The 20696-nt window shown below is 61.9% G+C and carries 16 protein-coding genes, 1 pseudogene and 1 riboswitch; of the genes and pseudogenes, 16 read left to right on the plus strand and 1 reads right to left on the minus strand.

The genetic code is table 11. From position 1 onward, the window contains the following. Positions 1-900: 900 nt before the first annotated feature. From SLW75_RS12355 to astE, 13 genes and pseudogenes are all read left to right on the plus strand, one after another. Positions 901-1677, plus strand: a complete 777-nt coding sequence (locus SLW75_RS12355; protein WP_065986206.1) for an ABC transporter substrate-binding protein — start codon at positions 901-903, stop codon at positions 1675-1677. A gap of 91 nt (positions 1678-1768) precedes the next feature. Continuing rightward, positions 1769-2457: pseudogene (locus SLW75_RS12360) on the plus strand (ABC transporter permease). Then, entirely contained in the window at positions 2454-3152 is a 699-nt protein-coding gene (locus tag SLW75_RS12365; RefSeq protein ID WP_410934566.1) for an ABC transporter permease, read from the plus strand. Before SLW75_RS12360 ends, SLW75_RS12365 begins: the two are co-directional and overlap by 4 nt. A 1-nt stretch (position 3153) precedes the next feature. After that, complete coding sequence (locus tag SLW75_RS12370) at positions 3154-4266, plus strand: succinylglutamate desuccinylase/aspartoacylase family protein (protein WP_410934567.1); 1113 nt, start codon at positions 3154-3156, stop codon at positions 4264-4266. Positions 4267-4287: 21 nt separating this feature from the next. After that, positions 4288-5052, plus strand: a complete 765-nt coding sequence (locus tag SLW75_RS12375) for an ABC transporter ATP-binding protein (RefSeq protein WP_108121445.1) — start codon at positions 4288-4290, stop codon at positions 5050-5052. A gap of 149 nt (positions 5053-5201) precedes the next feature. Then, complete coding sequence (gene argR, locus SLW75_RS12380) at positions 5202-6185, plus strand: transcriptional regulator ArgR (protein WP_410934568.1); 984 nt, start codon at positions 5202-5204, stop codon at positions 6183-6185. 224 nt (positions 6186-6409) lie between these two features. Further along, on the plus strand, positions 6410-7630 hold the full coding sequence (locus SLW75_RS12385) for an aspartate aminotransferase family protein (protein WP_410934569.1): 1221 nt from the start codon (positions 6410-6412) through the stop codon (positions 7628-7630). A 192-nt stretch (positions 7631-7822) separates the two neighbouring features. Then, the gene (gene aruF / locus SLW75_RS12390) at positions 7823-8854 is read left to right on the plus strand and encodes an arginine/ornithine succinyltransferase subunit alpha (RefSeq protein ID WP_065986199.1); all 1032 of its coding nucleotides are present in this window, start codon (positions 7823-7825) and stop codon (positions 8852-8854) included. Positions 8855-8977: 123 nt separating this feature from the next. Further along, entirely contained in the window at positions 8978-10003 is a 1026-nt protein-coding gene (astA, locus tag SLW75_RS12395) for an arginine N-succinyltransferase (RefSeq protein ID WP_369318794.1), read from the plus strand. Next, positions 10000-11469: a succinylglutamate-semialdehyde dehydrogenase gene (gene astD / locus SLW75_RS12400; RefSeq protein ID WP_410934570.1), complete on the plus strand. Its 1470-nt coding sequence runs from the start codon at positions 10000-10002 to the stop codon at positions 11467-11469. Before astA ends, astD begins: the two co-directional genes overlap by 4 nt. Before the next feature lie 70 nt (positions 11470-11539). Beyond that, the gene (astB, locus tag SLW75_RS12405; RefSeq protein WP_065986196.1) at positions 11540-12886 is read left to right on the plus strand and encodes an N-succinylarginine dihydrolase; all 1347 of its coding nucleotides are present in this window, start codon (positions 11540-11542) and stop codon (positions 12884-12886) included. Positions 12887-12962: 76 nt separating this feature from the next. Beyond that, a complete protein-coding gene (locus SLW75_RS12410) occupies positions 12963-13256 on the plus strand; it encodes a topoisomerase II (protein ID WP_065986195.1) in 294 nt (97 codons plus the stop codon). 22 nt (positions 13257-13278) lie between these two features. After that, positions 13279-14286, plus strand: a complete 1008-nt coding sequence (gene astE, locus SLW75_RS12415; RefSeq protein ID WP_410934571.1) for a succinylglutamate desuccinylase — start codon at positions 13279-13281, stop codon at positions 14284-14286. 185 nt (positions 14287-14471) lie between these two features. Here the strand turns inward: astE and SLW75_RS12420 are convergent, their stop codons facing one another. Then, positions 14472-14966, minus strand: a complete 495-nt coding sequence (locus tag SLW75_RS12420; RefSeq protein ID WP_065986193.1) for a 6,7-dimethyl-8-ribityllumazine synthase — start codon at positions 14964-14966, stop codon at positions 14472-14474. A 126-nt stretch (positions 14967-15092) separates the two neighbouring features. After that, positions 15093-15252, minus strand: a riboswitch (FMN riboswitch). Positions 15253-15434: 182 nt separating this feature from the next. Between SLW75_RS12420 and ltaE the strand changes: the two genes are divergently transcribed. The 3 genes from ltaE (at position 15435) to SLW75_RS12435 (ending at position 20526) form a co-directional block, all read left to right on the plus strand. Further along, positions 15435-16439 carry a low-specificity L-threonine aldolase gene (gene ltaE, locus SLW75_RS12425; protein WP_410934572.1) on the plus strand — a complete coding sequence of 335 codons (1005 nt, stop codon included), beginning with the start codon at positions 15435-15437 and terminating at the stop codon, positions 16437-16439. A 142-nt stretch (positions 16440-16581) separates the two neighbouring features. Then, positions 16582-19203, plus strand: coding sequence for an alanine--tRNA ligase (gene alaS / locus SLW75_RS12430; RefSeq protein WP_410934573.1), 2622 nt, complete (start codon positions 16582-16584; stop codon positions 19201-19203). A 90-nt stretch (positions 19204-19293) separates the two neighbouring features. Beyond that, on the plus strand, positions 19294-20526 hold the full coding sequence (locus tag SLW75_RS12435; RefSeq protein ID WP_065986190.1) for an aspartate kinase: 1233 nt from the start codon (positions 19294-19296) through the stop codon (positions 20524-20526). The last annotated feature ends 170 nt before the right edge of the window (positions 20527-20696 follow it).

The raw sequence follows: 20696 nt of genomic DNA on the forward strand, positions 1-20696 counted from the left end.
GGCTTTAGCCGGGAAGGGGCCAGTGGGTTCACCATCAATTTCGCGGTCTACACACCGACGCCTTCCCGGCTAAAGCCGGTCCTACAGTCGGAGCCAGTCTCACTGGACGCACGCGATGCTTTTGTAGGACCGGCTTCAGCCGGCAAGCCTCTGATCTGCCTTTGATCTTGATCTTCAAACACAAGAAGCTCAGACGACACCTACCGCGACTTGGGTGCAGGCCGAACGCAGACGACGCGGAGTGGGTCGAGCCGCATGGATGCGGCGAGAGCGCCGTCAGGACATGGATGTCCGTTCGGCGCGGGCCCACGGAGCGTCGTCGGAGTGAGGGTATTCCGACGGAGGAGGAACCCAACCAGGAGCACAAGCCCTTGGTTACTTGGGGCTTTATCAAGTAACTCGCCGAAGGCGAAACAGTCCGCCCCCAGGCGGACGCTCTTGACCTTCACGTTTCCCAGACTCAGGAATCGGGAAATATCGATTTGTTACCACGCATCCGCCTCGGTAACCTCCCTCGCTCCAGTGGGGCGTTTCCACCCGAAAACAAAGCATTTCATCGCCCCGAATCAACCCGCTCCCACGCTGGACTTGCCGGATCATAAGGCTTTGCCAATAATGGGCGCGTTATTTGCTTCGTTGATAGGTTTGCCAACTCTGGCACTTGCATAAAGCTTTTTGGATGTCAATTAGCCTGAATACGATTTCATGCGCTTCTGTAACTAGTTGTCGCATTGAAGAAATATCGACTTTCAGCCTGCCGCTAAAATGCCGACCACTCGCCGAAGGCTAGTCGGGTCCAGAGACCCGCCGGCACCTCGCGTCGCAATTTCTGATTCCTCCTGTTCATTGAGCGCCTCGCTCACTGCCATTTGTCGCGTTATACCGATGGAGTTCCAAGAAATGAAAAAGCTCATGCTGCTGGGTGCGCTGGCACTGACCGTATTGGCACAGCCCGTATTCGCCGATGAAAAGCCCATGAAGATCGGCATCGAAGCGGCATACCCTCCGTTTGCCTCCAAGGCACCGGACGGCAGCATCGTCGGCTTCGACTACGACATCGGCAACGCCCTGTGCGAAGAGATGAAGGTCAAGTGCGTATGGGTCGAGCAGGAATTCGACGGCCTGATCCCCGCGCTGAAAGTGCGCAAGATCGACGCCATCCTGTCCTCGATGTCCATCACAGAAGACCGCAAGAAGTCCGTCGACTTCACCAACAAGTACTACAACACCCCGGCCCGCCTGGTCATGAAGCAGGGCACCGTAGTCAGCGATGGCATGACCGAACTCAAGGGCAAGAACATCGGCGTGCAGCGTGGCTCGATCCACGAGCGTTTCGCCCGCGAAGTCCTGGCCCCGCTGGGTGCTGAAATCAAGCCGTACAGCTCGCAGAACGAAGTCTATCTGGACATCGGCGCCGGTCGTCTTGACGGCACCGTGGCCGACGCCACCCTCCTGCAGGACGGCTTCCTGAACACCGAATCCGGCAAAGGCTACGCGTTCGTTGGCCCGGCCTTCACCGACGTCAACTACTTCGGCGACGGCGTCGGCATTGCCGTGCGCAAAGGCGACAAGGCGGATCTGGACAAGCTCAACGCAGCCATCGCGGCCATTCGTGCCAACGGCAAATACAAAGCCATTCAAGACAAGTACTTCGACTTCGACATCTACGGCAAGTAACGTGGTTTGAAACCGTCAATGGCGCAAGCAGCCGGTCACCGTACCGACTGATTGCGCCATTTTTCTATCCCGCGCTTGAGGGCCAAACAACATGTTGAAAGGTTACGGAGCCGTCATCCTCGACGGTGCATGGCTGACCTTGCAGCTCGCTCTGTGCTCCATGGCGCTGGCGATCGTGCTCGGCCTGATCGGCGTGGCATTGCGGCTGTCGCCGGTGCGCTGGCTGGCATGGCTGGGCGTCTGTATTCCACCGTGATCCGCGGCATTCCCGATCTGGTGCTGATTCTGCTGATTTTCTACGGCGGTCAGGACCTGCTCAACCGCATCGCGCCGCTGCTCGGTCACGACGACTATATCGACCTGAATCCGCTGGTGGCCGGCATCGGCACGCTGGGTTTCATTTTTGGCGCGTACCTGTCGGAGACCTTCCGCGGCGCGTTCATGGCCATCCCGAAAGGGCAGGCCGAAGCGGGCATGGCCTACGGCATGAGCAGTGGCCGGGTGTTCTTCCGCATTCTGGTGCCGCAGATGATTCGCCTGGCGATCCCCGGGTTCACCAATAACTGGCTGGTGCTGACCAAGGCCACCGCGCTGATTTCCGTGGTCGGTCTGCAGGACATGATGTTCAAGGCCAAGCAGGCGGCCGATGCCACCCGCGAACCCTTCACTTTCTTCCTCGCAGTCGCGGCCATGTACCTGGTGATCACCAGTGTCTCGCTGCTGGTACTGCGCTACATCGAAAAACGTTACTCGGCCGGCGTAAGGGTGGCAGACCTATGATTTTCGACTACAACGTCGTCTGGGAAAGCCTGCCGCTGTACGTCGGCGGCCTGCTGATCACCCTCAAACTGCTCGCGCTGTCACTGTTCTTCGGCCTGCTCGCCGCACTGCCGCTTGGCCTGATGCGCGTGTCGAAAATCGCCTGGGTCAATCTGCTGGCGTGGAGCTACACCTACGTCATTCGCGGCACGCCGATGCTGGTGCAGTTGTTCCTTATCTACTACGGGCTGGCGCAGTTCGAGGCGGTGCGTGAGAGCATTCTGTGGCCGTGGCTGTCGAGCGCGACCTTTTGCGCGTGCCTGGCCTTCGCCATCAACACCAGCGCCTACACCGCTGAAATCATCGCCGGCAGCCTGAAGTCCACGCCGCCGGGCGAGATCGAGGCGGCACGGGCGATGGGCATGTCGAAAGCCAAGATGTACCGCCGCATTCTGCTGCCGTCGGCCCTGCGCCGGGCGCTGCCGCAGTACAGCAACGAAGTGATCATGATGCTGCAGACCACCAGTCTGGCTTCCATCGTCACGTTGATGGATATCACCGGTGCGGCGCGCGCGGTCAACGCGCAGTTCTACCTGCCGTTCGAGGCCTACATCACCGCAGGCATTTTCTACCTGTGCCTGACGTTCATTCTGGTGAAACTGTTCAAGCTGGCCGAGCGCCGCTGGCTCAGTTACCTCGCCCCGAGGAAGCACTGATATGCAGCGCATCGATCACCATTTGCCGTGGGGTAACCTCGGCACCCAGCGCACCTTGAGTGTGTTCCGTTTCGGCCAGGGCGAGCGCAAGGCCTACATTCAGGCCAGCCTGCACGCCGATGAGTTGCCGGGCATGCGCACCGCCTGGGAATTGAAGAAACGCCTGACACAGCTGGAAGAGCAGGGCTTGCTCAAGGGCGTCATCGAGCTGGTGCCGGTCGCCAACCCGATCGGTCTGGGCCAGTTGCTGCAGGGCAACCATCAGGGCCGTTTCGAGTACGGCAGCGGCAAGAACTTTAACCGCGATTTCACCGAACTCAGCGAGCCAGTTGCCTTGGCGCTGGCGGGCAAGCTCGGCGACGACCCCCACGCCAACATCAAGCTGATTCGTCAGGCCATGGCCGACGTGCTCGAGCAATTGCCGCCCGCCGGCAGCGAGCTGGCCGGGATGCAGCGCGTCTTGCTGAGTCACGCCTGCAACGCCGACGTGGTGCTGGACCTGCATTGCGACACCGACGCCTCGCTGCACATGTACGCTTTGCCCCAGCACTGGCCCCAATGGCGTTCGCTGTCGGCGCATCTGGGGGTGACCGTTGCGCTGCTGGCTGAAGATTCCGGCGGCAGCTCGTTCGACGAAGCCTGTTCGCTGCCTTGGCTGCGTTTGTCCAAGCAGTTCCAGGACGCGCAGATTCCTCTGGCCTGCCTGTCGACCACGCTGGAGCTGGGCGGTCAGGCCAACACCGGCAAGGCCGAAGCCGAGGCCTACGCCGAAGGCATTCTGGCGTTTCTGGCCGAGCAGGGCCTGATCGGCGGCGAGTGGCCGCAACCGGTCCATGAGGCTTGTGAGGGCATGCCCTTCGAAGGCACCGAAATGATTTATGCGCCCCATCCCGGCGTGCTGACGTTTTTACGTCCGGCGGGAGCCTGGGTCGAACCCGGCGAACCGCTGTTCGAGGTCATTGACCCGTTGACCGATCGCGCCACCACCGTCTGTGCCGGCACCGCCGGGGTGCTGTTCGCCATCGAAAAACTGCGTTACGCCCAGCCGGGTTTCTGGATGGCCAAAGTGGCTGGCCGCACGCCGTTGCGCAGCGGCCGCCTGCTCAGTGACTGATTACTTGTGAGAACCGACATCATGAACAAACTGGAAGTCCAGGACCTGCACAAGTGCTATGGCAGTCACGAAGTGCTCAAAGGCGTTTCGCTGACCGCCAAAGCCGGCGATGTCATCAGCATCATCGGCTCCAGCGGCTCGGGCAAGAGTACGTTTCTGCGCTGCATCAACTTGCTGGAGCAGCCGAAATCAGGGCGCATTCTGCTCAACAATGAAGAGCTCAAGCTGGTCTCCAACAAGAACGGCGGCCTGAAGGCGGCTGACCCGAAACAGCTGCAGCGCATGCGTTCGCGCCTGTCGATGGTGTTTCAGCACTTCAACCTGTGGTCGCACATGACCGCAATGGAAAACATCATCGAAGCGCCGGTGCACGTCCTGGGCGTGCCGAAGAAAGAAGCGCTGGAAAAGGCCGAACATTACCTGAACAAGGTCGGCGTCTATCACCGCAAGGACGCTTACCCGGGGCACATGTCCGGCGGCGAACAGCAGCGCGTGGCGATTGCCCGGGCGCTGGCCGTGGAACCGGAAGTCATGCTGTTTGACGAGCCAACGTCCGCCCTCGACCCCGAGCTGGTTGGCGACGTGCTGAAAGTCATGCAGGCGCTGGCTCAGGAAGGCCGAACCATGGTGGTGGTGACCCACGAAATGGGCTTCGCCCGTGAAGTGTCGAACCAGCTGATCTTCCTGCACAAGGGCCTGGTCGAAGAGTCCGGCAACCCCCGTGAAGTGCTGGTTAATCCGAAATCCGAGCGTCTGCAGCAGTTCCTGTCCGGCAGTTTGAAGTAACCCGCCCGCCACGTGAGAGCGGTGCGTTTTGCATCAGAACGGTTCATGCTGCGCGTCATCCAGACCGCAGCCATTGACTGCAGGTTACAGAATCCCATCGCATGCCAGGCGTGCGACCCCTTTTAGCGACACGTTTCGGACTGCACGCCATGACTGCCCATCGAATCGGATTTCTCATCTGGCCCGGCACCAAAGCCTTGACCCTGGCGCTGGCGGAGGAAGCCCTGCGTGTTGCTCAGCGCGTTCACCCCGAAGTGGTTTACGAACTGTCGTTTCTGCAGGCCGAGCCGCCCGTTGACGCTGCCGGTTGGCAGCTGCCGGGCGAGCCGTGGGTCGGTCGTCTGGAAGGGTTTCAGAAGCTGTTTCTGCTGGCCGACGAGCCGCCGGCGCTGATGTCTTCGGCCCTCGGTGGCGCGCTCAAGCAACTGGTTCGTGCCGGTTGCGTGATCGGTGGATTGTCGGCGGGCGTGTACCCGCTGGCGCAGTTGGGTCTGCTCGACGGTTACCGTGCCGCGGTGCACTGGCGCTGGCAGGATGATTTTGCGGAACGCTTCCCCAAGGTCATCGCCACCAGTCATTTGTTCGACTGGGATCGTGATCGCCTGACCGCCTGCGGCGGGATGTCGGTGCTGGATCTGCTGCTGGCGGTGCTGGCCCGTGATCACGGCGCCGAGCTGGCCGGCGCGGTGTCGGAAGAACTGGTGGTGGAGCGCATCCGTGAAGGCGGCGAGCGGCAGCGGATTCCATTGCAAAACCGTCTCGGTTCCAGCCACCCGAAGCTGACCCAGGCGGTGCTGTTGATGGAAGCCAACATCGAAGAACCGCTGACCACCGACGAAATCGCCCAGCATGTGTGCGTGTCGCGCCGTCAGTTGGAGCGCATCTTCAAGCAGTACCTCAATCGTGTGCCGAGCCAGTACTACCTCGAACTGCGCCTGAACAAGGCCCGACAGATGCTGATGCAGACCAGCAAATCGATCATTCAGATCGGCCTGTCCTGCGGGTTCTCCTCAGGGCCGCATTTCTCCAGCGCCTACCGCAACTTCTTCGGCGCCACCCCCCGCGAAGACCGCAACCAGCGCCGCAGCAGCAGCCCGTTCGAATTGTCCTCGGTGCCCGCCGAGCGCGGCTGAATATTCAGCTTGGCCGGTTTCGAATCAGCACTGCTCCAGGCGCACGCCACCGGTTAAACTGCGCCTTTGTGACGCAATTTGTCGCATTGCCGAAAACCCCGTAAAAAGCCGGTTTGGCGCTATAAGAAGTTGTCGCTTGTCGGCAAGGCCCGGCCCGAATCAGTCCTTACAATCCTTCCATCGCTCGCCTGTCCCAGGCAGGCGTTCCTCTTCAGGAGACTCCGATGTCCGTTGAGCAAGTACCGGTGCAACGTGCCGATTTCGACCAGGTGATGGTTCCCAACTATGCCCCGGCAGCGTTTATCCCCGTGCGCGGTCAGGGCTCTCGCGTCTGGGATCAGTCGGGTCGTGAACTGATTGATTTCTCCGGCGGCATCGCGGTCAACGTGCTGGGCCACGCGCACCCTGCGCTGGTCGGCGCGCTGACCGAACAGGCCAACAAGCTGTGGCACGTTTCCAACGTCTTCACCAACGAACCGGCGCTGCGCTTCGCCAAAAAGCTGGTCGACGCCACTTTCGCCGACCGCGTCTTCTTCTGTAACTCCGGCGCTGAAGCCAACGAAGCTGCGTTCAAGCTGGCCCGCCGCGTTTCCCACGATCTGTATGGCCCGGACAAGTACGAAATCGTCGCAGCCCTGAACAGCTTCCACGGTCGCACCCTGTTCACCGTGAGCGTCGGCGGTCAGCCGAAATACTCCGACGGCTTCGGCCCGAAAATCACTGGCATTACCCACGTCCCGTTCAATGACCTCGACGCGCTGAAAGCCGCCGTCTCGGACAAGACCTGCGCGGTGGTGCTGGAGCCGATCCAGGGCGAGGGCGGCGTACTGCCTGCCGAACTCGACTACCTGCAAGGCGCGCGCAAGTTGTGTGACGACCACAACGCGCTGCTGGTCTTCGACGAAGTCCAGAGCGGCATGGGCCGCAGCGGTCACCTGTTTGCGTACATGCATTACGGCGTGACGCCGGACATTCTCTCCAGCGCGAAAAGCATCGGCGGCGGCTTCCCGATGGCGGCCATGCTGACCACCGAAAAACTCGCCAAGCACCTCGCCGTGGGCGTCCACGGCACCACCTACGGCGGCAACCCGCTGGCGTGCGCGGTGGGCGAGGCGGTCATCGACGTGATCAACACCCCGGAAGTGCTGGCCGGCGTGAAGGCCAAGCATGAACGGTTCAAGGCCCGTCTGGAGAAGATCGGTCAGCAATACGGCGTGTTCAGCCAGGTGCGCGGCATGGGTCTGTTGATCGGCTGCGTGTTGACCGAGGCCTGGAAGGGCAAGGCCAAGGACTTCTTCAACGCCGCCGAGCAGGAAGGCGTGATGGTGCTCCAGGCCGGTCCTGATGTGGTGCGTTTCGCGCCGAGTCTGGTGGTCGAAGACGCCGACATCGACGAAGGCTTGAACCGTTTTGAGCGGGCGGTGGCCAAGCTGGCCGGGGCGTAACGCCCTTCGCTCATGGACGCATAACCTCTGTAGGAGTGAGCTTGCTCGCGATAACGGTGTGTCAGCGAAACACTTGGATCAGACACGACGCATTCGCGAGCAAGCTCGCTCCCACGAGGTTGAGCGCCGCTTCACCTTTTGTTTTTTCCTGTGCCGGTCGACCGGCCCGATTTTTTCTCAAGGAGTAACACCATGCTGGTGATGCGCCCCGCGCAAATGGCGGATCTGAGCGAGGTTCAACGACTCGCGGCAGACAGCCCGATTGGTGTCACGTCCCTGCCGGATGACGCTGGACGTCTGGGTGACAAGATTGCCGCGTCCGAAGCCTCGTTCTCGGCGGAAGTCAGTTTCAACGGCGAAGAGACCTACTTCTTTGTCCTCGAAGACACAGAAGCAGGCCGTCTGGTGGGCTGTTCCGGGATCGTCGCTTCGGCGGGCTATTCCGAGCCGTTCTACAGCTTTCGCAACGAAACCTTCGTCCACGCCTCCCGCGAACTGAAGATCCACAACAAGATTCATGTGCTTTCGCAGTGCCACGACCTCACGGGCAACAGCCTGCTGACCAGCTTCTACGTGCTGCCTGAACTGGTTGGCACGCTGTGGTCCGAGCTCAACTCCCGCGGCCGTTTGCTGTTCGTCGCCAGCCATCCCGAGCGCTTCGCCGATTCAGTGGTCACCGAGATCGTCGGTTACAGCGACGACCACGGCGACTCGCCGTTCTGGGACGCCATCGGGCGCAACTTCTTCGACATCAACTACGCCGAAGCCGAGCGCCTGTGCGGGCTGAAAAGCCGGACCTTCCTCGCCGAGCTGATGCCCCATTACCCGATCTACGTGCCGCTGCTGCCCGATGAAGCGCAGGAAGCCATGGGCCAAGTCCATCCGCGTGCGCAGATCACCTTCGATATCCTGATGCGCGAAGGCTTCGAGACCGACCATTACATCGACATCTTCGACGGCGGGCCGACCCTGCACGCGCGGGTGTCCGGCATTCGCTCCATCGCCCAGAGCCGCGTCGTGCCGGTCAAGGTCGACACGGTCAGCACCGGTGATGCGGTCAAGGGTGGCCGACCTTATCTGGTTTCCAATGGCCAGCTGCAGGATTACCGCGCGGTGATGCTGGAACTGGACTGGGTGCCTGGCAAACCGGTGGCCCTGAGCCTGGCCGCGGCCGAAGCGCTGGGCGTCGGCGAAGGCGCCAGTGTGCGTATCGTCGCGGTCTGACAACCGGGTCATGTTGGGTTGAGATGAGTTGACGGCGACCGGTGCTGCAGTGGCAGGCCGACGCCGTAAAGCAGGTTAGCGAGTTCGCCGGGGGTTGCAGAACCCACGGCTTGAGGAGAAAGCATGATCGTTCGTCCCGTACGCAGCAGTGACCTTCCGGCGTTGATCGAGCTGGCGCGCAGCACCGGCGCAGGCCTGACCACCTTGCCGGCCAATGAAGAGCGTCTGGCGCACCGGGTCGGCTGGGCCGAGAAAACCTTCCGTGGCGAGGCCGGGCGGGGCGACGCCGACTACCTGTTCGTGCTCGAAGATGACGACGAAAAAGTCGTGGGCATTTCAGCCGTAGCTGGGGCCGTAGGGCTGCGCGAGCCCTGGTACAACTACCGGGTGGGCCTGACGGTCAGCGCCTCCCAAGAGCTGAACATCTACCGCGAGATCCCGACGCTGTTCCTGGCCAACGACCTCACCGGCAACTCCGAGCTGTGCTCGCTGTTCCTCCACGCCGATTACCGCAATGGCCTCAACGGCCGGTTGCTGTCCAAGGCGCGGATGCTGTTCATTGCCGAATTCCCGGAGCTGTTCGGCACCAAGACCATCGCGGAAATGCGCGGCATCTCCGACGAGCAGGGCCACTCGCCGTTCTGGGAAAGCCTGGGCCGGCACTTCTTCAAAATGGAATTCAGTCAGGCCGACTACCTCACCGGTGTCGGTAACCGCGCCTTCATTGCCGAGCTGATGCCGAAGTTTCCGCTGTACAGCTGCTTCCTCTCGGAGGCCGCGCGCGAGGTCATCGGCCGCGTACACGTCAGCACCGAACCGGCGCTGGCCATGCTCAAGGCCGAAGGCTTCAGCTATCAGGGTTACGTCGACATCTTCGACGCAGGACCCGCTATCGAGTGTGAGACCAGCAAGATCCGCGCAGTCCGTGACAGCCAGGCCCTGGTGCTGGCGGTCGGGACGCCGGGTGACGATGCGACGCCATTCCTTATTCATAATCGCAAGCGCGAAGACTGCCGCGTGACCGCTGCGCCTGCGCGTTTCGCCGCCGGCACCCTGGTGGTCGACCCGCAGACGGCCAAGCGCTTGCGCCTCAGCGCCGGTGATCAGGTTCGCGCCGTGCCGCTGTCGCCTGCCCGGGAGGGTATTTGATGAACACCTTGTATATCGGCGGTGCCTGGCAGGACGGCCAGGGCGACGCATTCAATTCCCTGAACCCGGTGACCCAGCAGGTGATCTGGTCCGGCAAAAGCGCAACGGCTGAACAGGTCGACGCGGCGGTCAAATCGGCTCGTCAGGGGTTTCCGGCCTGGGCGACGCGTAGCCTGGACGAGCGCATTGCCGTGCTCGAAGCCTTCGCTGCTGCGCTGAAGAGCCGCGCTGATGAAATCGCCCGTTGCATCGGTGAGGAAACCGGCAAGCCGCTGTGGGAATCGGCGACTGAAGTGACCAGCATGGCTAACAAAGTCGCGATCTCGATTCAGAGCTACCGCGAGCGGACAGGCGAGAAGAGCGGCCCCCTGGGCGACGCCACCGCTGTGCTGCGCCACAAGCCCCACGGCGTGGTGGCGGTGTTCGGCCCTTACAATTTCCCGGGGCACTTGCCTAACGGGCACATCGTCCCGGCGTTGCTGGCGGGCAACACCGTGGTGTTCAAGCCCAGCGAGCTGACCCCCAAAGTCGCTGAACTGACCGTGCAATGCTGGATCGAAGCCGGTCTGCCTGCGGGCGTGCTCAATCTGCTGCAAGGTGCCCGTGACACCGGCATCGCGCTGGCCGGCCATTCAGGCATCGACGGGTTGTTCTTCACCGGTTCGAGCCGCACTGGCAATTCGCTGCATCAACAGTTCGCCGGCCGTCCGGACAAGATTCTTGCCCTGGAGATGGGTGGCAACAACCCGCTGGTGGTCGATCAGGTCGCCGATGTCGATGCTGCGGTCTACACCGTGATTCAGTCGGCGTTTATTTCCGCCGGCCAGCGCTGCACCTGCGCTCGCCGTCTGCTGGTGCCCCAAGGGGCGTGGGGCGATGCATTCCTGGCGCGGCTGGTTGAGGTGACATCGACCCTTCAGGTCGGCGCGTTCGATCAACAACCTGCGCCGTTCATGGGTTCGGTGATTTCCCTTGCCGCTGCCCGTGCGCTGCTTGATGCCCAGGAAGTGATGCTGGCCAACGGCGCGGTTGCCCTGCTCGAAATGACCCAGCCTGGCGCGCAGTCGGCGCTGCTGACCCCGGGCATCATCGACGTCAGTGACGTGGCTGATCGTGAGGATGAGGAATTGTTCGGGCCGCTGTTGCAGGTCATTCGCTACGCTGATTTCGACGCAGCGATCGAAGAGGCCAACGCCACGCAGTACGGGCTGGCGGCGGGGCTGTTGTCGGACTCCCAGGCGCGCTTTCAACAGTTCTGGCTGCAGAGCCGCGCGGGTATCGTGAACTGGAACAAGCAGCTGACCGGCGCGGCCAGTACCGCACCGTTCGGCGGTGTCGGCGCCTCCGGTAACCATCGCGCCAGCGCCTATTACGCGGCGGATTATTGCGCGTACCCGGTGGCCTCGCTGGAGACGGAGACCCTGGCACTGCCTGCCACCCTGACGCCCGGCATCACCCTGAATTGAGCGCGCTCCTTGATAGCGCAGCGCACGTCGAAGAACGTGCACATAAAAACAGATCCACGGAGCCTCACCGATGAAATCCTGTGAAGTCAACTTTGACGGTCTAGTGGGCCCGACCCACAACTACGGTGGGCTGTCCTACGGCAACGTTGCGTCCCAGAACAACTGCCAGCAATCCTCCAACCCGCGCGAGGCCGCTTTGCAGGGGCTGGCCAAAATGAAAGCGCTGATGGAGATGGGGTTCACCCAGGGCGTACTGGCCCCCCAGGAACGTCCCGACGTGGCCGGTCTGCGCAAGCTGGGCTTCAGCGGCAGCGACGCACAGGTGATCGAGCGCGCCGCCAAAGAGTCGATGCCGCTGCTGGCCGCCAGTTGCTCAGCGTCGAGCATGTGGGTGGCCAATGCCGCCACGGTCAGCCCGAGCGCCGACACCGCTGACGGCCGCGTGCATTTCACCGCCGCCAACCTCAACTGCAAATACCACCGCAGCATCGAGCACCCGACCACCAGCCGTGTCCTCGGCGCGATGTTCGCTGATCAGCAGCATTTCGCCCACCACGCGGCGCTGCCTGCCGTCGCCCAGTTCGGCGACGAAGGTGCGGCCAATCACACGCGCTTTTGTCGCAGCTACGGAGAGCCCGGCGTCGAATTTTTCGTCTTCGGCCGCGCCGCGTTCGACAGCCGGTTCCCTGCACCGCAGAAATACCCGGCCCGTCAGACCCTCGAAGCGTCCCAGGCCGTTGCGCGTCTGCATGGCCTGAGCGCCGAGGGCGTGGTCTTCGCCCAGCAGAACCCGGCGGTGATTGATCAGGGCGTGTTCCACAACGACGTGATCTCGGTCGGTAACGGTGAAGTCCTGTTCTATCACGAGGACGCCTTCCTCAACACCGAGCCCATGCTCGCCGAACTGCACAACAAGCTCGGTCAACGCGGCGGTCGCTTCCAGGCCATCTGCGTGCCGCGCAGTGAAGTGGCCGTGGAAGACGCGGTGCGTTCGTACCTGTTCAACAGCCAGTTGCTGTCCCGCGCCGACGGTTCGATGCTGCTGATCGTGCCGGAAGAGTGCCGCAGCAACGAGCGCGTGTGGCATTACTTGCAGCGCCTGCTGGCGGACGACAGCCCGATCCGCGAGGTCAAGGTGTTCGACCTCAAGCAGAGCATGCAGAACGGCGGCGGCCCGGCGTGCCTGCGTCTTCGCGTGGCGCTGAATGAAACCGAACTGGCGGCGGTCAATCCAGGCGTTATCATGACCGCGCCGCTGTACGACACGCTGACGCAGTGGGTCGACAAGCACTATCGCGACCGCATGAGCGACAGTGATCTGGCCGATCCGCAATTGCTGACCGAATGCCGTACGGCGCTGGACGAACTGACGCAGCACCTGAAACTGGGCGCGGTCTATCCTTTCCAGATCAACTGATGCACCCCATCCGTTACGCCTGCGCCCAAACGGTGTCAGGCGACGATGTTTTTGCTTTTAAAGAGAGAGTTTTGCCATGACCGACGCGCTGCGTTTGATCCTTGAAGACACCGACGGCACTCAGCTGGAAACGTCCTGCACCCGTCTTGCCGTTATCTGGCAGGGCAAAGAGGTCTGGATTCAACAGGATGGCCGTGGCCAGTTGCTGATCGGCGTGGACGTCGAAGAAGGCGATGCCGAATACGCCAACCTGCTGCTGCGTCCATTGGCGACCAACCTGGTCAGCCTGCAACTGGAAATGGAACCGGCTGACATGAGCGGCGACGATGAAGAAGGCCACGTGCACGGTCCCGACTGCACCCACGACTAAGCCTGCGCAGGAAGCTTCCCCCATGCTCGCCCTCGGCAAACTGCTTGAACTGACCCTCGCGGGTCGCGAACCCGCGGAAAAAACTCAGCTGACCGTCGACGGCGTTCGCATGCGCTGGCTCGCTGAAGGGGCACTGGAAGTCCGGCCTCCCGAAGCGCGGGACAATGGCACCGACCTGCTGTTGTCCGCCGGCATCCACGGCAATGAAACCGCGCCGATCGAACTGCTCGACGCGCTGATTCAGGCCATCGCCCGGGGCGAACTCAAGCCCCGCGCGCGTATTCTGTTCCTGTTCGGCAATCCCGAAGCGATGCGTCGCGGCGAGCGCTACGTCGAGCAGGACGTCAACCGGCTGTTCAATGGCCGTCATGAGCACAGCGGCGGCAGCGAAGCCTTGCGCGCCTGCGAACTCGAGCGTCTGGCCGCCAGCTTCTTCAACATTCCGGACCGCTACCGCCTGCACTACGACCTGCACACGGCGATTCGCGGTTCGAAGATCGAGCAGTTCGCGCTGTACCCGTGGAAGGAAGGTCGCGCCCATTCCCGCCGCGAACTCGCCCGGCTGCGGACGGCCGGCATGGAAGCGGTGCTGCTGCAGAACAAGTCATCGATCGTGTTCAGCGCTTACACCTACGACAAGCTCGACGCCGAAGCCTTCACCCTGGAGCTGGGCAAGGCGCGCCCGTTCGGGCAGAACCAGCAGGTCAATCTCGACAAACTGAAAACCTGCCTCGAACACCTGATCGCCGGCACCGAAGCCGATGAGCCTGCGGATCTGAACGGCTTGCAGCTGTTCAGCGTGGCCCGGGAGATCATCAAGCACAGCGACGCCTTCCAGCTGCACGTGCCGGCGGACATCGAGAACTTCTCGGAGCTGGAAAAAGGCTACGTGCTGGCCGAAGACCTGGCTGATTCACGCTGGGTGATAGAAGAGGAGGGCGCCCGGATCATTTTCCCCAACCCGAACGTCAAAAACGGGCTGCGGGCGGGGATTCTGATCGTGCCGGCGACGGACGAGATATTGGCCTGATCCCGGTCATGCTGGCCTCTTCCCGGCTGAAGCCGGTCCCACTCAGGTAGCGCCAGCATTCAATGAAATGCGTGGCGATCAAACCGGGCTCTTCCCGGCTAAAGCCAGTCCTACAATGGGAACGCGGTAGGTCCGTAGGACCGGTTTCAGCCGGGAAGCAGTTGATCTGGATCTTCGGATGCAAATCAACCCGCCGCTTTCTGCACCTCACCCACCCGACGCACCGCACGCAATTTAGTCAGTGTGTCCGCGCAGGTCTTGGCCGCTTCCTGGCCCTTGTGCACGAAGTGATCGAAAAAGAACTTCTGGTGCTCTTCACCGGCGTGGAAGTGGTGCGGGGTCAGCACGACCGAGAACACCGGCACTTCGGTTTCCAGCTGAACCTGCATCAGCGCACTGATCACCGATTGCGCGACGAACTCATGGCGATAGATGCCGCCGTCGACCACCAGACCAGCCGCCACGACGCCGCCATAGCGACCTGACTTGGCCAGCAACTTGGCGTGAAGCGGGATTTCAAACGCGCCGCCGACCTCGAAGAAATCGATGTCGGTCTCGGCGTAACCGTGTTGCGCCATCTCGGCGACAAAGCCCTTGCGCGCCTGATCGACGATTTCCTTGTGCCAGCAGGCTTGAATGAAGGCGATGCGCTCGTGAGCGTGAATGGCGGTAGGTTGCATGTGTTCTGACTCCTGTTTAATGAAAAAAACAGGGCGTTTTGGATCGAATGGGATGCCAGGGTACGTGCGAAACCGTCCTCGACGCCAAGCGCCTGAACCCGTCTCGAAACGATCCTGCTGTGCCAGTCCCGTTCTCTCTTCATCCGGACTATGACCGTCGGCCCCGGGATCACACCGGGTCTGCTGACCTTGCATCGCGCATAAGCTCGCTGCAAGCGCTCGCGGGCTAGACGCATTGCGCGCCATTACCGCCGGTGGGGAATTGCACCCCGCCCTGAGAACGTTGCCAACGGTTTTTTCCGTCGGCGTGCAGTTTGTAACATAGATTCCCGCGATCCGCTTGGAGCCTTTTTGATGGTTTTCATCAGCTTTTCTTATAAGGCGTCTTGGCATTCCTGCCTTAAGCCTTGATTATCGATGCCCCGGCCTCAGAACTGAGGCTCGACCCTTACCAGTGGGAGCTTCATCGTGGCGGTTATCGATCTGCGCAGTGACACCGTGACCCAACCCTCTGCCGGCATGCGCGACGCCATGGCCAGCGCGCCCCTTGGCGATGACGTGTATGGCGAAGACCCGACGGTCAATCGCCTGGAGTCGTGGCTGGCGGAACGTCTGGGTTATGCCGCCGCGCTGTTCGTGCCGACCGGCACCATGAGCAACCTGCTCGGCCTGATGGCCCACTGCGAGCGCGGCGACGAATACATCGTCGGACAGCAGGCGCACACCTACAAATACGAAGGCGGCGGGGCGGCGGTGCTCGGCTCGATTCAGCCTCAGCCCCTGGACAACCAGACGGACGGATCGCTGGACCTGGATCAGGTGGTCGCCGCCATCAAGGCCGACGACTTCCATTTCGCCCGCACCCGCTTGCTGGCCCTGGAAAACACCATGCAGGGCAAGGTCCTGCCAATGGAGTACCTCTCGGCGGCCCGGGCATTCACCCGCGAAAATGGCCTGAGCCTGCACCTCGACGGCGCGCGCCTGTACAACGCCTCCGTCAAGCTGGGCGTGGACGTGGGGGAAATCACCCGGCATTTCGATTCGGTGTCGGTGTGCCTGTCCAAAGGGCTCGGCGCGCCGGTCGGCTCGGTGCTGTGCGGCTCAAGCGAGTTCATCGCCAAGGCGCGGCGCCTGCGCAAGATGGTCGGCGGCGGCATGCGTCAGGCCGGGATGCTGGCAGCGGCGGGTTTATACGCGCTGGAGCATCAGGTCGAGCGGCTGGCCGACGATCACGCCAATGCCACCGCCCTCGGCAAGGCCCTCGCGGACCTCGGTTTTGACGTCGAGCCGGTGCAGACCAACATGGTCTACGTGCACATCGGCGATCGTGCCCCGTCGCTCAAGGCCCTGTGTGCCGAGCGCGGTATCGTGCTCAGTGCTGCGCCGCGGTTGCGCATGGTCACCCATCTGGATGTGACGTCTGCGCATCTGGACAAGGTGGTGGCGGCCTTTGCCGAATTTGGCGTTCGCTGATCGTGTGATCAGCCCGATTGCCGGTTTCTATCGAATAACACGCTGTACCGAGCGTACAACGCCTATATAATGCGGCCCTTTGCCGTCGCTGCGTCGAATGACGCTATGCATGTGCCAGGCCGCAGTTTCCGTGGAAGAACCTATGAAAAGCGCAGAAATCCGTGAAGCCTTCCTTCGCTTCTTCGAAGAGCAAGGCCACACCCGAGTCGCCTCCAGCTCCCTGATCCCGGGCAACGACCCGACCCTGCTGTTTACCAACGCAGGCATGAACCAGTTCAAGGATTGCTTCCTCGGCCAGGAAAAACGGGCCTACACCCGCGCCGTCAGCAGCCAGAAGTGCGTGCGTGCCGGTGGCAAGCACAACGACCTGGAAAACGTCGGCTACACCGCGCGTCACCACACCTTTTTCGAAATGCTGGGCAACTTCAGCTTCGGCGACTATTTCAAGCGCGACGCAATCACCTACGCCTGGACCTTCCTCACCGGGGTGCTGAACCTGCCCAAGGAAAAACTCTGGGTCACTGTTTACGCCTCGGACGACGAAGCCTACGACATCTGGACACAAGAGATCGGCGTGCCGGCCGAGCGCATGGTTCGCATCGGTGACAACAAGGGCGCACCCTACGCCTCCGACAACTTCTGGACCATGGGCGACACCGGCCCGTGCGGTCCTTGCACCGAGATCTTCTACGACCACGGCGCCGACATCTGGGGTGGCCCGCCGGGTTCGCCGGAAGAAGACGGCGACCGCTACATCGAGATCTGGAACAACGTATTCATGCAGTTCAACCGCACGGCCGACGGCGTTCTGCACCCGCTGCCAGCGCCATCGGTGGACACCGGCATGGGCCTCGAGCGCGTCAGCGCCGTGCTGCAACACGTCAATTCCAACTATGAAATCGACCTGTTCCAGAGCCTGTTGGCCGCCGCTGCCAAAGCCATCGGCTGCAGCAACGACAATCAGGCGTCCCTGAAAGTCGTCGCCGACCACATTCGCTCGTGCGGCTTCCTGATTGCCGACGGCGTGCTGCCGTCCAACGAAGGCCGTGGCTACGTGCTGCGCCGCATCATTCGTCGCGCCTGCCGTCACGGCAACAAGCTGGGTGCCAAGGGCAGCTTCTTCTATCAGATCGTGGCTGCACTGGTCGCCGAAATGGGCGAAGCCTTCCCCGAACTGAAAAACCAGCAGGCGCACATCGAGCGCGTGCTGAAGGCTGAAGAAGAGCAGTTCGCCAAGACCCTGGAGCAAGGCTTGAAGATCCTCGAGCAGGATCTCGCTGAGCTCAAGGGCACCATCGTCCCTGGCGACGTGGTGTTCAAGCTCTACGACACCTACGGTTTCCCGATGGACCTCACCGGCGACATCGCTCGCGAACGCAACCTGACCCTCGACGAGGCGGGTTTCGAGCGTGAGATGGATGCCCAGCGTGAACGAGCGCGCTCCGCCAGCTCCTTCGGCATGGACTACAACAGCCTGGTGAAGGTCGATGTGGCCACGCAGTTCACCGGCTATAAAGCCACTGCAGGCGAGGCCAAGGTCGTCGCGCTGTACAAAGACGGCCTCGCGGTCGAGCAATTGAGCGAAGGCGAGGACGGCGTGGTCATCCTCGACCAGACGCCGTTCTACGCAGAGTCCGGCGGCCAGATCGGTGACAGCGGTTACCTGACTGCCGGCGGCGAAGTGCGCTTCGACGTGAGCGACACCACCAAGACCGGCGGCGCGTTCCTGCACCACGGTGTTCAAGTGTCGGGCAGCCTGAAAGTAGGCACCACCGTCAGCACCGACGTCGCCGCCGAAGTTCGTCAGGCCACATCGCTGAACCACTCCGCCACGCACTTGCTCCACGCCGCGTTGCGTCAGGTCCTGGGCGATCACGTTCAGCAGAAAGGCTCACTGGTCGACAGTCAGCGCCTGCGTTTCGACTTCAGCCACTTCGAAGCCATCAAGCCCGAGCAGCTCAAGGCGCTTGAAGACATCGTCAACGCCGAAGTGCGCAAGAACACGGTCGTCGAGACTGAAGAGACCGACATTGAGACCGCCAAGCAGAAGGGCGCCATGGCGCTGTTCGGCGAGAAGTACGGCGACAGCGTCCGCGTGCTGAGCATGGGCGGCGGTTTCTCGGTGGAGCTGTGCGGCGGCATTCACGCCAACCGCACCGGCGACATCGCGCTGTTCAAGATCATCAGCGAGAGCGGTGTGGCCGCCGGCGTGCGCCGTATCGAAGCGGTGACCGGCGCTGTGGCGCTGGAATACCTGAACGCGGCTGAAGAACAACTGAAGGAAGCCGCGAACCTGGTCAAAGGCAATCGCGACAACGTTCTGGATAAGCTGTCGGCGGTGCTGGAACGCAACCGTCTGCTGGAAAAGCAGCTGGAACAACTGCAGGCCAAGGCGGCCAGTGCTGCGGGCGACGACCTGTCGGGCTCGGCAGTGGACGTCAACGGCGTCAAGGTCCTCGCTGCCCGTCTCGACGGTCAGGATGGCAAGGCGCTGCTGGCCCTGGTTGATCAACTGAAGAACAAGCTCGGCCGCGCAGTGATCCTGCTCGGCGGGGTGCATGAAGACAAGGTCGTGCTGGTGGCAGGCGTCACCAAAGACCAGACTGGCCAACTCAAAGCCGGTGATTTGATGAAGCAAGCGGCTGCCGCGGTAGGCGGTAAAGGCGGCGGTCGTCCTGACATGGCGCAAGGCGGTGGTGTTGATGCTGCCGGACTCGAAGCAGCGCTGGCACTGGCTGTTCCGTTCGCCGAACAAGGTATTTAAGTCGACCCACCCGGGGCCCGTCGTTCGGGCTCCGGCGCTTCGCGGTTTGAATGATAACGGGCGCCCTTCATGGGCTGAGGCGGCTTTGAGATGGCTTTAATCGTACAAAAGTTTGGCGGCACCTCGGTGGGCTCTGTCGAGCGCATCGAACAGGTGGCCGACAAGGTCAAGAAATTCCGCGATGCGGGCGATGATCTGGTGGTCGTGCTGTCGGCCATGAGCGGCGAAACCAATCGCCTGATCGAACTCGCCCGGCAGATCAGCGATCAGCCGGTGCCACGCGAGCTGGACGTCATCGTTTCCACCGGCGAGCAGGTCACCATCGCTCTGCTGGCCATGGCGCTGATCAAGCGTGGCGTGCCGGCTGTTTCGTACACCGGTAATCAGGTCCGCATCCTGACCGACAGCGCCCATAACAAGGCGCGTATCCTCCAGATCGACGATCAGAAAATTCGCGCTGACCTGAAGGCCGGTCGTGTGGTGGTTGTCGCCGGTTTCCAGGGCGTCGACGAAGACGGCAACATCACGACCCTGGGTCGTGGCGGTTCCGACACCACCGGCGTGGCGCTCGCTGCAGCGTTGAAAGCCGATGAGTGCCAGATCTACACCGACGTCGATGGCGTTTATACGACGGATCCGCGTGTTGTCTCGCAGGCCCAGCGTCTGGACAAGATCACCTTCGAAGAAATGCTGGAGATGGCGAGCTTGGGCTCCAAGGTCCTGCAGATCCGCGCGGTCGAATTCGCCGGCAAGTACAACGTCCCGCTGCGCGTACTGCACAGCTTCAAGGAGGGTCCAGGCACCCTCATTACCATTGATGAAGAGGAATCCATGGAACAGCCGATCATTTCGGGCATCGCCTTCAACCGCGACGAAGCCAAGCTGACCATCCGTGGCGTGCCAGACACCCCGGGCGTTGCGTTCAAGATTCTCGGCCCGATCAGCGGCGCGAACATCGAAGTCGACATGATCGTGCAGAACGTCTCGCACGATAACACCACCGATTTCACCTTCACCGTACACCGCAATGATTACCAGGCGGCGCTGCAGGTTCTGCAGAACACGGCCAACGAAATCGGCGCCCGTGAAGTCATTGGCGACACCAAAATCGCCAAGGTTTCCATCGTCGGTGTCGGCATGCGTTCCCACGCCGGTGTGGCCAGTCGCATGTTTGAAGCGCTGGCCAAGGAGAGCATCAACATCCAGATGATCTCGACGTCCGAAATCAAGGTCTCGGTAGTGATCGAAGAGAAGTACCTGGAGCTGGCCGTGCGCGCGCTGCACACTGCCTTCGAACTCGACGCACCACGTCAGGGCGAGTAAGCCTTGGGCAGGGGGCGCGGTTTCGGTCGCGCCTTCCGATACTGAATGTGGGCAATAAACTGTTCTTTTTCCGGCGCTGGTCGATACTGAGACATAGACCTGCGGCCGCTTCCGGCTCGGGCCCCTGCCGTTTGTCTATGCAGACTGTTGTCCCTTGAATGCAAGCGGTA

The sequence above is a fragment of the Pseudomonas sp. W5-01 genome (assembly GCF_046540435.1).
Taxonomy (GTDB): Bacteria; Pseudomonadota; Gammaproteobacteria; order Pseudomonadales; family Pseudomonadaceae; genus Aquipseudomonas; species Aquipseudomonas graminis_B.